Consider the following 13558-nt stretch of genomic DNA (forward strand, 5'->3'; position numbering starts at 1 on the left):
TTGTTCTGTAGGACTCAATAAGAAAGCCATTTTATCTTGAATATTAAAAATTGCAGTAATGGATAATAAAAAAATAGGAATTGCGCTTAGTGGAGGTGGAGCCAGAGGTATAGCGCATATTGGGGTGTTAAAAGCACTGGAAGAATATAAGATTGAACCGGCATATGTGTCCGGCACAAGTATGGGGGCTATCGTAGGTGTGCTGTTTGCGGCGGGTCTCAAAGCCGACGAAATAGCTACTTTATTTAAGGATGAAAAAATATTTAAATGGTTTAAGGTAGAATGGTTTAAACCCGGTTTTTTAAGTTTGGCAGGCTTAAAGGAAATTTTACTTAAATACATTGGTCACAATAAGTTTGATAAGTTGCAGCGTCATTTTTTTGTGGCTGTAACCAATCTGAATCTGGGTAAAGGTCAAATTATTCAAAAGGGGGATAAGCTCATCGATTGGGTGATTGCCAGTGCCGGATTGCCCGTTGTGTTTGCGCCGGTTCAATTGGATGGCTACATGTACGTAGATGGTGGTGTATTTCATAACCTGCCTGCCGAGGCTTTATTAGGAGAGTGTGATTTTATCATCGGTTCAAATGTGAATCCGGTAAGCCGCGACAATAAAGTGGAATCGGCCAAGCAAGTGGGTGAAAGGGTTTTTAACTTGTCTGTATCGCAAAATGTTTTACATAGCCGTTCGTACTGCGACTTTTTTATTGAACCCCGTGATATTATCAATTATTCGTTATGGGACTATTTTAAGATAGATGAGCTTATTGAGGTAGGTTATACGGCAACGCAAAAGGTTATAGAGCGGTTTATATTGCCTGAGTTTGGTGAACCAGCAAACAAGATAGCCAGGTAATGGTTTGTGTCGTTTTGCAATTTATCTATCTTAGCATACAAATTTTTTAAGGTGAACTGGTATCTGATAAAATCTTACTTAAGGTATAGATTAAAAACAAAGTACAGACCGAAAAACTCTTCTTTTATTTCTGATGTATTCGATAGGGTAGTTTGGGAGACTTATCCATATTATAACTTTACAGCTATAAGCAAAATTCGAACTGCCCTGCTTAGGTCTAAGCAAAAATTTGAGATAACTGATTTGGGGGCCGGATCAAAAAAATTTAAAAACAACAAGCGTTCCGTTCGTCATCTTGTAAAGTATAATGCCAGCTCAAAAAAACAGGGAGAATTATTGTTTCGTATGGTGGCTTACTTTAAGCCAAAAACCATTATAGAGCTGGGTACTTCGCTGGGTTTGGGCACCTTATACCTGGCAATGGGAAATCCAAGTACTCGGGTTCATACAATAGAGGGCTGCCCCGAAATTGCAAAAATAGCAGAACGAAATTTTAAAGCCGAAGGAATCGGGAATGTCACACAACATGTTGGGAGCTTTAAAAATGAATTGCCAAAACTGATTCATGTGCTACCTGCGCTGGATATGGTTTACTTTGATGGGCATCACGATTACATGGCAACCTTAATGTATTTTAATATGTGTCTGCCTAAAGCATCGGAATCGGCTCTGTTTATTTTTGACGATATTTATTGGTCGGCAGGAATGACTAAAGCTTGGAACCAGATCATAGGCCATCCCTCGGTAGCTGCTTCATTTGATTTTTTCGATTTTGGTATAGTCATATTAAAAAAGGATATGGAAAAGATACATGGCGTGGTGAAATGGAGCTAATTCTATTTAGCTGTTATTCGAAAAATAATGTAAAAAGCCATCAAACTGTATTATATGCCTGTTTTTGAGTGGCTTTACCTGTCTCAGGATTATTGTTTAGCAGCCAAATGCCATCTGTTTTCTGTTAATCGTCAATGATACTTTATCCGCCCACCATTACCTGTATAACGATCCATGTGATTAATCCGGAACATTGCTATACAACATTTAATAATTTGAGATTTTAACCTGAACAGTTCTGTTTTACTTTGTTAACTTTGCTAACGCAAAATAAGTCTGTATTAATCATTAAAATATTTAGATAGATATGTCTGAGTTTATTTATCAAAAGCCATTTCCTATAAATGGAGACCGCACCGAATACCGTCTGTTGACAAAAAATTATGTTTCAACCGTTGAGGTGGACGGGAGAAAAATTTTGAAAGTTGACCCCAAAGGGCTCGAACTTCTGGCAAAGGAAGCCATTGCGGATATCTCGTTTTATTTGCGCCCTTCACATCTCGAAAAACTATCCAACATATTAAAAGATGAGGAAGCGTCGGATAATGATAAGTTTGTTGCACATACCATGTTGATGAACCAGGTTGTATCGGCCGAAGGGGAGTTGCCAACCTGCCAGGATACCGGTACAGCTATTGTATTGGCCAAAAAGGGTGAAGATGTTTATACTGGTGCATGTGACGCCGAGCATCTGTCCAAAGGTATTTACGATACATACAAAGATAGAAATCTGCGTTATTCGCAGGTAGTGCCCCAAAACATGTTTGAGGAAAAAAATACGGGCAACAATTTACCGGCCCAAATTGATATTTATGCCGAGCAGGGCAATAAATATGAGTTTTTGTTCGTGACCAAGGGGGGAGGTTCAGGCAATAAAACTTTTTTATATCAGCAGACTAAAAGTTTGTTGACAGAGGAAAACCTAAGCCGTTTTGTAAAAGAAAAAATTAAAGACCTGGGTACATCCGCCTGTCCGCCGTACCATTTGGCACTCGTTATTGGAGGCACATCGGCCGAGGCTACCCTGGCTACGGTAAAAAAAGCATCGGCAGGTTATTTGGATCATCTGCCTACCGAAGGTAATGATAACGGGCAGGCTTTTCGTGATCTGGAATGGGAAGAAAAGGTATTGAAAATATGTCAGAACAGCGAGATAGGCGCACAGTTTGGCGGTAAGTATTTTGTGCACGATGTAAGGGTAATTCGTTTACCGCGCCATGCTGCTTCCTGCCCCGTTGGTTTGGGGGTTAGCTGTAGTGCCGACCGTAACGCCAAGGCCAGAATAACCGAAGAAGGCATATTTTTAGAGCAGTTGGAAAAGAATCCTGCACGGTTTGTACCCGAAAGGGCACCCGAGCTGGCTCCTGCTGTTGATATTGATTTGGATCAGCCCATGGAGGAGGTGTTAAAGGTGTTGACACAATATCCCATTAAAACCCGCTTGAATTTATCAGGCACCTTAATTGTGGCCAGAGATATAGCCCATGCCAATATTAAAGCCATGCTGGATAGGGGCGAAGAAATGCCCGAATACATGAAAAACCATCCTGTATATTATGCAGGGCCGGCCAAAACACCCAAGGGAATGCCATCAGGCAGTTTTGGACCTACCACTGCCGGACGAATGGATCCATACGTAGCTGATTTTCAAAGTAAAAGTGGATCTTTAATTATGTTGGCCAAAGGAAATCGATCGCAGCAGGTTACGGATGCCTGTAAAAAATATGGTGGTTTTTATTTAGGTTCAATAGGTGGCCCTGCGGCCATATTGGCCAAAACGAATATTAAATCGGTAGAAGTAATTGATTTCCCGGAGCTGGGAATGGAAGCGGTACGTAAGATACGTATTGAAAATTTCCCTGCCTTTATTATTGTGGATGATAAAGGAAACGATTTTTTTGCAGATATGAAGTAAACGCCCTGTGGGCAGATAAGAAATATATCGTTCTCGGTTACAGGTGTATCGGGAACGATATTATTTTTTAAATGGGTAGGAGGCTGCTAAGGCCTTCTGTAACAATTTTTGGTGCTGCCATCGGTTTGCGCGAAACAATATCTACAAAAGCTACTTCCGAATTGGCCCTGCTCACCAATTTGCCCAGTTCATTTTTTATCTCATACGCAAACATGAATTTAACTTTAGGTATTTCTTTTATCCGTGTAGTAATGGTAAGAAGCTCATCGTAGTGTGCCGGGTTTTTGTATTGGATGTTAAAGGAAATAACCGGCATCATAATACCGCAGCTCTCTAATTTTGCATCATGGATACCCATCGTGCGTAACATTTCGGTGCGTGCCTGATGGCAATAACTTACATGATTAGCATGGTACACGTAGCCCATTTGATCCACCTCGTTGTAGGTTGGCCTTATGTTAAAATGGTGTTCTATCATTTGTTTAAGTTTTTTAGGGGTTGTTTTTATTTTTACTTAATCTGTTCCCATATCTTTTGCACACATCTAGTTAATTCGGATGTGCTGTCATGTTCAACAATGGTTTTACCTTCAATCATAGCTTGCACCACATTTTTATCGAACGGTATATGAGCCAGTACGGGTATTTGTTCGCTGTCGAAAAACTGGCTGATCATCCGGGTCATCTCGCTGTTGATATTGGCTTTGTTGATGATGCCCCTTACCGGAATGTTAAACGATTGCGCCAATTGTACCAAACGTTTGGCATCATAAAGCCCCGACTGCGAGGGTTCTGTAATCAGTACCAGTAAATGGGTACCGGATAAGGCCGAGATAACACTGCACCCAATTCCGGGAGGGCCGTCGTTTATAATAAAGTCGGCTTGGATTTCTTTGGCAATTTCTCTGGCTTTTTTGCGTACGGTAGAAACCAATTTGCCGGAGTTCTCTTCGCCCGGTCCCATGCGGGCATGCACCAAGGGGCCAAAGCGGGTGTCCGATTCGTACCAATAGTTATTTTGGCTTCGTTCGGAAATAATGGCATTTGCCGGGCAAATACGTTCGCATAAACGACAGCCTTCGCAACTGATTGGGTTTACCTCAGGATATCCTGTGGCATTCATATGGATGGCATCAAATCTGCAATTTGTTATGCACGCATCACATTGTGTGCATTTGTTTGAATCGATGGTCGCCTGCCATGCCCCTTGAAACACATGTTTACAGCGTACTTTAGGATGGAGTATCAGGTGTAGGTCGGCGGCATCTACATCGTTATCGCATAGAACAGCCTTGTGAGCTATAGAAGCCAGAGCTGCTGTGAGGGTCGTTTTGCCCGTTCCTCCTTTTCCACTAAGTAAGGTTATTTCCTTCATGGGATAAAATTTTGGCTTGCAAGCGATTTAATACATTTTTTAAACTTTTTGTTATTTCCGGTGGCAATGTTTCCAGTAACTTCCCTTGTGCATAGTTGGAAGCAAAGGAGTTTGCAAAAGGTATTTCGCCCAACAATTCCAAGTTGTTTTGCCGGATGTAATGGTAAATATCTTCATTGCCTAAGCCGGCTTTATTAATGATTATGCCGAAGGCTTTATTGAGCTGTTTCATCAGTTCCACGGTTATTTTTAAATCGTGCAGGCCAAATGGGGTGGGTTCTGTAACCAACAGCACATAATCGGCATCGATGGTTGTTTCCACTGCTGAGCAACTGGTGCCGGGAGGACCATCATAAATTACAATTTCCCTGTTGGGAGCTACTTTTTTTTTGAGTTCCCGAATAAGCATGGTTTGCATAGCCGAACCGATGTTTAACTTCCCTTCCAGCAAGCCCTCGCCAACTTTGGTTTTGTAGTGGCTTATTTTCCCGATAGGGTGGGGGTGCTCCGTTATTGCATTGCTTGGGCATGCCACCAGGCAAGCTCCACACGAGTGACACAGCGAGGAGTTTATCTCCGCAAATTGGGCAGTGGGTAATACTACAATGGCGTTGAACTCGCAGTATTCGGCACATTTACGGCAGAAGGTACATTTTTCTGTGTCAATTGCAGGTATCATCTGCAATACATCCTCGGCACCTGCCTCCTCTGCATCGTCAAAAAAGATAAGGTCGTTGGGTTCTTCTACGTCGCAATCTACCAGTTGCACTTTGCCCTTGCTGGTTTGAGCCAACATATGATAGATGCTCACTGCCACGGTTGTTTTACCCGTTCCTCCTTTACCGCTCGCCACGGCTATTTTGCAACTCATTTTTAATGGTCGCAGTAGTTGCCGGTAAAAGACAAGGTGCCGTTTAAAAAACCTTCCACCAGCTCTTTGGCCCTTAGTTTAGGTGCACCTACAAAGGCATTCACCTTGTTGGCATTAAACAGCTGAATGGCTTTTTGACCCATTCCGCCAGCTATAATATCGCTTACATCTTTTTCGGCCAGCCATTTAGGTAAAACCCCTGGCTCGTGTGGTGGCGGTATCAGTTTTTCGGTAGATACGACTTGCCCATCGTTAACGGTGCTTATATAAAAGTATTGGCAATGACCAAAGTGGGCATCCAATACATCTTCATTGTCCACGGGAATCGCTATTTTTTTTATCATCTTATTCTTATTTATTTTTCATTTTTTGTACGATATCATCTATGCTTAAGCCTGCATTTTGCAGAATAACCATTTGAATATTAAACTTATCCAATAAGTTTTTGGCTTTGGGGCCAAAATCGCCCGACACAACTTGGGTGATACCGAGCTCTATCATACGCTCGGCCACTTTAACGCCTGCACCGGAGCTGTTGTCTTTATTCTCGTTTTTAAGAAATTTGCTTTCTCCCGTTTTGCTGTCGTAGATGCAAAAGTATTCGGCTCTGCCAAATCTCATGTCGAATAATGATGATAAACTATCGCCGGATGATGTGATTACTGTTTTCATGTTTTTTAGTATTTAGTATCAAGTATCAGGGGTTTAGTGTCAAAATAAAATGATGCATCTTTATACGCTTCCTGCCGGCAGACAAATCATATCTTGATACGTTGAACTCCTTCGCTTCGTTTAGTTTAAGCTTGTAACAATTCTATTGTTGGGGAATTACATAAAGGGCAGTGGCTACCTATCGAAGTTTTTGGCAGTGTAAACTTAGCATTACATTTGTCACATAAATACCAATTGCCTTCTAAGCTGGCATTGCCAAATACCGATTTAATTTCCTTGGTTTCTACCAAAGCAACGGCTATTTTACGTCGGGCACTTTCATAAATACGGGCAAAAGTAGGTCTCGAAACACCCATTAGCAATGCGGCCTCGTGATGGTTCATCAAATCGTAGTCGGCCAGTTTTATGGCTTCATATTCCTCGTACAACAAATCCACTGAACCGTTTGATCCTCCTCGGTTACCATAGGGTTTGTATCCTTCAAATTTGGGTGGGGCAACCACTTTTCTCAACCTTTTTCTGCGTGCCATGTAAGCTTTTAAAAAATAGTAACGAAAATATTCTCGCCACAAAAGTAATGAGAATATTCTCATTAAAAAGTTTTCAGTGTGAAAAAATTATTTTTTTTACGGATTGATGAACACCTAGGTTGAATCCAAATTATTAAAGAATTATTTCTACCTCAGTTAACGACTAAGTTTTACTCCTGTTTTTTTTAAAAAATTAAAATTCAGCTATGTTGCTTGCCTGATGCAGACAGGGGTTTAACCCTGTAAAAAAAACGGGGGCTTGGGCGGAAAGTTCTGAACTATATTCATATTTCGGAAAATTTATGAATAGTTCAGGTTAAGGGGTCTGCAAGGCGATGGCCTTATTTAATTTGCGGAACTCATAGACCGTAAAAAATACACAAACGCAAGCTGACATAGTGTCCGATACCGGAGCTGACAGCCAAACACCGGCCAAGCCAAAATAATTGGGCAGGACAAACAGGAGCGGAATGAGAAAGATAACCTGGCGTAAAACGGACAGAAAGGCCGATATGCCGGCTTTGCCGATTGATTGATAATAATTGCCAATAACGATTTGAAAACCGATTAATGGCAAGACCATTAAAAAAATGCGTAAGCCTTGTGTACCAATCCTTAGTAGTTCGGCATCTTTATTATTAAACAGTTTAATAATGGCGCCTGGCATTAGTTGTGCTATGGCAAATCCTGCAATAGAAATAACTGTAGCCGCAATAATGGAGATACGTAAAGTTTCTTTTACTCGTTTGTAGTTTTTAGCACCTATGTTAAACCCGATGATGGGCTGATTGGCCATGGTAATGGATATTACCGTCATCACCATTAACATGGAAATACTGATGATAACCCCCATAGCCCCAATTGCCATGTCGCTTCCGTATTTGATGAGTTGAATATTGTAAATGCCAAATACTGCACTGGAGGCTATTTGCATGCTAAAAGGTGCAAAGCCGATGCTTACAATATACCAAACCACATTACGGGTCAGTTTTAAACTGCGTGCCCGAAGTTGGATGACAGAACGTGAGCTTTTAAAATGGGCTATTACCCATGTGGTTAATGCGACTTGCGACAGAACCGTTGCGTAAGCCGCCCCCTTTACACCCATCTGTAAGCGCACAATAAAAATATAATCCAACAGTATATTTAGTCCGGCACTAATAAGCATGGATATCATGGCAATTTGGGCACTGCCTTCGGAACGTATCAGGTTGTTTAAGCCGTAGCCGAGAATATTAAATACGGTTCCCATTAAAATAATGTGAAGATACTCTTGTGCATAGGTGTAGGTTTGTTCGTTTACACCAAAAAATTGCAATAAGGGATGGCTTATGGTAAAGCCTATCACGGTAATTAATACCGACACTATTATCATCATAATAAAAGCGTTGCCCAAAACCAACTCTGCCCTGCTATAGTCCTTTTTACCCAGGTTAATAGAAATGCGCACGCCAGCGCCCATCCCTACCAACATGCCAAAGGCCATCATAATAATCATGATGGGGAAAATAGCGCTCAAGCCTGCCAAAGCAAGTGCATCAACATATTGCCCTATAAAAATCCGATCTACAATATTATAAAGCGAATTAATGATAACCCCGGCAAAAGCAGGTAGAAAGTAACTCCACAATAACTTGGGAATCGATTCAAATTCTAAGGCTGTAATTTTCCCTAATTTACCCATTCGTTTTTATTAGAACATCATGTGCCAACTTGCAAAATCAGCGTGCAAAGGTAACAATACATCCCCGTTAAATTGTAAAAAGTGGCTTAAACATCTAAAAAAGGAAATTTAATCTGTGCAGGTTTAATTTATCCGGAATATGATACGAGTCCAAGCTATTCATCAAAGAACCTTTTGCTCCGTCCTAATGTTTTACTCTTCTTTTTCTACGTTTCCGTTAAGAATTAGTTTTTCGGGGTTGCCGTTGTAGGTAACTCTTCCACCGGTATTTGTTTTTGCCTCCAGCTTTTCTGTGGCGTTTACCCAGGCTGTGCCACCGGTGCTTGCTTTTACAAAAGTTTGTTTACTGGTAAGCATGTTGGCGATGTATTTGCCCCCGGTATTGGTTTTTACATCCTGGAACTCGGTTTTCCCTGCTAGCTCTATCTTAGACGACGAGAGGGAGGAAGAAACTGTTCTGGTATCGATATCCAAAATAATGGTGGAACCCGATCCGGCTCTCAAATCAAGGTTTTCGGCATGTATTACGTTGTTGGCGTCAACAAAAGCACCCGTTCCGGTTTTTATGGCTTTTATCGATTTGTACGTTACATATACCTGCACGGCCACATCTTTGTATATTTTTGTTTTAAGCTTAATTTCCAGTCTGCGCCCTTTTAGTTCGGTAATTACGTCGCTCAGGTCGGCGTTTTTTATTTCTACTACCAGCTTCTCCTTGTCGCCTTCAATTAGTGTAACGTTAATGCCTTTTCCGGCATCTAATTCGTTGAATGTGCCAATGTTACGTTGCTGGCTTTTTTTATCCTGGGCAAAGACAGTTGTGAGGATTCCGAACAGAACCAGTGCTAAAAATAGTTTTTTCATCATGAATTGTTTTAAATGTTTGTTTAATTTATTCCGCTGTTTTTAAATACAGCATCAACATACGTTTCTTTCGTTAGTTTTAATGATACCTGCTGCACAATCAAAATCTGTACCATGCGATAGTAAGTGTTATAAAAACAATGCTTTAATTTCGGTTTCGTCCAGGTTTTTAAACGGATTGTTAGAATTGATAAAGGTGTCTGCCAACTCGGATTTGTGTTCCTGCATTTTTTTAATTTTTTCTTCAATGCTACCCGTTGAAATAAAACGATATACAAAAACGCTTTTTGTTTGTCCAATACGATGTGCCCTGTTTATGGCTTGTGCTTCGGCAGCCGGATTCCACCAGGGGTTCAGCATAAAAACGTAATCAGCACTTATTAAGTTTAAACCCACCCCTCCGGCTTTAAGCGAGATAAGGAAAATTCGGCAATCGTTGGTTTTTTCAAAGTAATCTACCACCTGCTGGCGGTTTTTGGTGCTACCTGTAAGCTTACTGTAATTTATTTTTTGCTTCAGCAGCACCTCTTCTATCAGTTCTAAATCTTTAACAAAGGAAGAAAAAACAAGTACTTTATGTTTTTCCTGTACAATACTTTTCAGATTGTTGATGATAAGGTTAAATTTACCCGATTCCCCTTTGTATTCGGCATCTACCAGTCTGGGATGGTTGGCCATTTGCCGCAATCGGGTTAAGCCTTGCAGAGCCAGGAATGTTGATTTGTCAGTGCTCTGGTTTTCAAAGGTTTTAAGTAGTTCGTTTCGTATGCCCGACTTTTCTGATTCGTATATTTTTTTTTGCTCTTTTGTCATATCGCAATAAACTACTTGTTCGCTTATGGGTGGTAGTTCTGTGGCCACTTTGTCCTTGGTTCTTCTAAGAATAAAAGGCGAGATGAGTCTTTGCAGTTTTTCTTCCTGTTCTTCGCTATTGGCTTTTGAAATGGGTGTTACAAACTGACGTTTAAAAAAGCTAAGCCCCCCCAATAAGCCTTTATTTACAAAGTTCATCTGTGCCCATAGATCGGTAAGGGCGTTTTCAATAGGCGTTCCGGTAAGGGCTATTTTTTTGTGGCAATTGATTTGCGTAATGGCCTGATATATCTTTGAACCGGGGTTTTTGATGTATTGGCTTTCATCTAAAATAAAATAATGAAACTTGTAATGTTGCAGGTATTCAATGTCGTTACGTACGATGCCATACGAAGTCAGTACTACATGATAGTGACGAATAATACGGCCTATCTCCTTCGATTTTAACCTGTTTGCTCCGGTGTAGATATATACTTTTAAGGAAGGTGCGAATTTTTTAAACTCGCTCAACCAGTTATGTATCAGTGAGGTGGGCATGGCGATAAGGCTGGTTGGTAGCGCACTCGTATTAAAACCTTCAATAGTAGAGGGTTCAAACAGGTTTATTTGTTGCGGAGGCCGGGTTTCGTTTGGCTTTAAACCATGGCGCTCATATATTTTGAGCAATAGGGTAATGGTTTGCAATGTTTTGCCCAAGCCCATGTCGTCGGCCAGGATGCCCCCAAAATTATTTTCGTGCAAATAATGCATCCATTTATAACCCTGGAGTTGATAGCTTCGCAAAGTAGCATTGAGCGATGCGGGTACCGGGATATCCGATTGGGAGGATATGCTTTTTATATCTGTATATTTTTGGTCAGTAGGATGGTCAAGCAGGCCGTAGCGCATCCTGCTTAACCTTATCTTTCCATCCTTTTCTTCGGCATAGGTGAGGATGTCGCCATACTTAGTAAACCATTCCTGCGGTATAATAAATATTTGCTCATTGGGTAAGTGGTATTCGTTAATACCATTAATAATGCATTTACGTAGTTTCATAAACGGAATTTCAAATTCCCCCACCTTTACCCTCATTTGCAAATCGAACCAATCGCTTTTTTTTACCGATTCGAAATGGCAACTAAAATCGCCGATAAAATATTTGCTGTCCAATTTTTTTTGTATCACAGGCACTCCTTTTTTGTGTAGTGTATTCCTGTTTTCCTGCAGCCAGCTTACTATCGAAACAGTAGTTTCGGCAGTTTCCGACTCTTCATAAGGAACAAATTGGGCTCCGCTCCTTTGCTTCAGTCCCAGGGAGGTAAGCAAGTTTACGATGCTGTTTTCCCAGGTAATATCCCGTTGGTATTTGGTGAACACATAATTATCGTAACCTGGTTTATTATTTTGATGGTTAAGTTGAACAGCAACGCCGGAATGGCTATTGGCCAGATATTCTTTTTGAGCATACTTGAACTTCAAAACCAAAACAGTAAGGTGGGTGATGTCGCGTTCTAACCACAAAGAAGCGGTAGGTCGGGTGTCATCTTCGTTAATGGTGAAGCCAGAGGCAACCACGTGATGGTTTTTTATGGCATTGGTCACAAAAGTATCCATGTATTTGGGCACGCTGCGCCATGCTACTTTAATATGTTTTTTCTCAAAAAAAGGCAAGAATTTTTTACTGTCGGTGCCGGGTATGCGATAAAGTTTCTCGCGGATGAGCAAGGTGCAGGGCGAATGGGTAATGATGATGGGTTTTTTGTGCGTTAAAGCAAGGTCGCCTTTGGCCAGCTTAAGCTTTAAGGAATAATCGAGGCCATCTCCCGTTAGGTCGAAATAAAAAACCGGCTCCACATCTTTTTCGTAAATCGATATTACATCCGATTTGTAGAGGTTGCTGTACCCACTATCCTTAAAATAAATAGGAACCTGCGGACATTTGGCCAGTTTATCGAAACAGACCGACATGTATTTTTCAATATGTGGTCGGATGAATTTTTCAAAATTATTTTGATCCAGATTGTCATAAAATGCTTTTATACTATCGTCCTTCGAAAATAACCTGAATAGGTACCTGTCGCTCAGTTTGTTTAGTGTTTTTAACAAATCCAGTTCCTTGGCCGAAAAATCGTATCCGTGGCACACCGGGTTCTCCGTGTTTACCTTTTCGTTCAGGGTCAAGGACGACGAATCTGCCAGATCTTCGGCAAGATAAGGTACAGCAAGCATGCCCAGATGCCTGTTTTTGGTTAGTACAACAATGAATTTATCCATTCAACAATTGGCTTGTTATTTTTATCAGTGAATAAAATAAGAGGGTAAAAATAGTAGGATGAGTTGAATAATTATAATCTTTGGCCTTTTCTTAAAGCCACTATTTAATATTTACAACATTTTAAGCGATAAATAACTTAAAAACAAATTGTACTTATCCGTGTTTAAACAGTTCAAGTAAGAAAAAATAAGCAATTTTATTTACAACTATTTAAAAGTAACTAATGACACATTTGATTGTATATGCACATCCATCCTCCGATAGTTTCTCAAATAAATTGGTAAACAGTATAAAGTCCTATTCAGAAACCCTAAATAAAGTAGTAGTAAGAGATTTATATGCTATGGGTTTTAATCCTGTATTAACAAAAAAGGAATTAGAAGAATTAAAAAAAGGTGTGCTGTCCGAAGATGTGGATAGGGAACAAGCGTATATAGAGGAAGCCGATATTATCTCATTCGTTTATCCGCTTTGGTGGGCTTCATTTCCGGCCATCTTAAAAGGTTATATCGACCGGGTATTTTCGTATGGCTTTGCTTATCGCGCCGGTGTGGATGGTATTCAAGGACAGCTCACCGGGCGTGGAGTGGTGATGCACACCTCCATGGGTAACGGGATAACAAAGGACGACGAAGAAAACCTGTTGCCCAATTTCACCGATACACAGGGGCACCAGGTATTTGGTTTTTGCGATATGGAGGTAATGCAGCATTTTTTTTATCCGCAAATAATGACAGCCACCGAAGAAGAAAAGCAAGGTTACATTGACAATACCATCGAATACTACAAGGAGCTTTTTATTAGTGAGAGAAATTAAGCCCAACATAGAATTCATAATAAAGGGGCAATAAAAATAAGTGCTAATGCTAATGGAAGCTAAAATCGGAA

At 40.7% G+C, this 13558-nt stretch carries 13 protein-coding genes; 4 read left to right on the plus strand and 9 right to left on the minus strand.

Annotated features, from left to right (window positions below; translation table 11 throughout):
• Positions 1–58 precede the first annotated feature (58 nt).
• The 3 genes from FN809_RS00810 to FN809_RS00820 all read left to right on the plus strand — a co-directional run bounded on the left by FN809_RS00810 (position 59) and on the right by FN809_RS00820 (position 3605).
• Entirely contained in the window at positions 59–856 is a 798-nt protein-coding gene (locus FN809_RS00810; protein ID WP_142531582.1) for a patatin-like phospholipase family protein, read from the plus strand.
• Between the two features lie 51 nt (positions 857–907).
• On the plus strand, positions 908–1690 hold the full coding sequence (locus tag FN809_RS00815; protein ID WP_142531583.1) for an O-methyltransferase: 783 nt from the start codon (positions 908–910) through the stop codon (positions 1688–1690).
• Between the two features lie 307 nt (positions 1691–1997).
• Positions 1998–3605, plus strand: a complete 1608-nt coding sequence (locus FN809_RS00820; RefSeq protein ID WP_142531584.1) for a fumarate hydratase — start codon at positions 1998–2000, stop codon at positions 3603–3605.
• 67 nt (positions 3606–3672) lie between these two features.
• Here the strand turns inward: FN809_RS00820 and FN809_RS00825 are convergent, their stop codons facing one another.
• The 9 genes from FN809_RS00825 to FN809_RS00865 form a co-directional block, all read right to left on the minus strand.
• Entirely contained in the window at positions 3673–4083 is a 411-nt protein-coding gene (locus FN809_RS00825) for an acyl-CoA thioesterase (protein WP_142531585.1), read from the minus strand.
• 32 nt (positions 4084–4115) lie between these two features.
• On the minus strand, positions 4116–4979 hold the full coding sequence (locus tag FN809_RS00830) for an ATP-binding protein (protein ID WP_142531586.1): 864 nt from the start codon (positions 4977–4979) through the stop codon (positions 4116–4118).
• Positions 4957–5850 (minus strand): nucleotide-binding protein, encoded by an 894-nt coding sequence (locus FN809_RS00835; RefSeq protein ID WP_142531587.1) that lies wholly within the window; start codon positions 5848–5850, stop codon positions 4957–4959. Before FN809_RS00835 ends, FN809_RS00830 begins: the two co-directional genes overlap by 23 nt.
• A gap of 2 nt (positions 5851–5852) precedes the next feature.
• The gene (locus FN809_RS00840) at positions 5853–6194 is read right to left on the minus strand and encodes a NifB/NifX family molybdenum-iron cluster-binding protein (protein ID WP_142531588.1); all 342 of its coding nucleotides are present in this window, start codon (positions 6192–6194) and stop codon (positions 5853–5855) included.
• 7 nt (positions 6195–6201) lie between these two features.
• Complete coding sequence (locus FN809_RS00845) at positions 6202–6522, minus strand: NifB/NifX family molybdenum-iron cluster-binding protein (protein WP_142531589.1); 321 nt, start codon at positions 6520–6522, stop codon at positions 6202–6204.
• Positions 6523–6647: 125 nt separating this feature from the next.
• A complete protein-coding gene (locus tag FN809_RS00850; protein WP_185957388.1) occupies positions 6648–7052 on the minus strand; it encodes a DUF134 domain-containing protein in 405 nt (134 codons plus the stop codon).
• Positions 7053–7368: 316 nt separating this feature from the next.
• On the minus strand, positions 7369–8736 hold the full coding sequence (locus FN809_RS00855; protein WP_142531590.1) for an MATE family efflux transporter: 1368 nt from the start codon (positions 8734–8736) through the stop codon (positions 7369–7371).
• Positions 8737–8928: 192 nt separating this feature from the next.
• Positions 8929–9603, minus strand: coding sequence for a head GIN domain-containing protein (locus tag FN809_RS00860; RefSeq protein WP_142531591.1), 675 nt, complete (start codon positions 9601–9603; stop codon positions 8929–8931).
• Positions 9604–9729: 126 nt separating this feature from the next.
• Positions 9730–12669 (minus strand): DEAD/DEAH box helicase, encoded by a 2940-nt coding sequence (locus tag FN809_RS00865; RefSeq protein ID WP_142531592.1) that lies wholly within the window; start codon positions 12667–12669, stop codon positions 9730–9732.
• 224 nt (positions 12670–12893) lie between these two features.
• On the opposite strand from FN809_RS00865, the gene FN809_RS00870 reads away from it, so the two are divergent.
• On the plus strand, positions 12894–13487 hold the full coding sequence (locus FN809_RS00870; RefSeq protein ID WP_142531593.1) for an NAD(P)H-dependent oxidoreductase: 594 nt from the start codon (positions 12894–12896) through the stop codon (positions 13485–13487).
• The last annotated feature ends 71 nt before the right edge of the window (positions 13488–13558 follow it).

Origin of the sequence: Saccharicrinis carchari (assembly GCF_900182605.1) — a bacterium.
Taxonomy (GTDB): Bacteria; Bacteroidota; Bacteroidia; order Bacteroidales; family Marinilabiliaceae; genus Saccharicrinis; species Saccharicrinis carchari.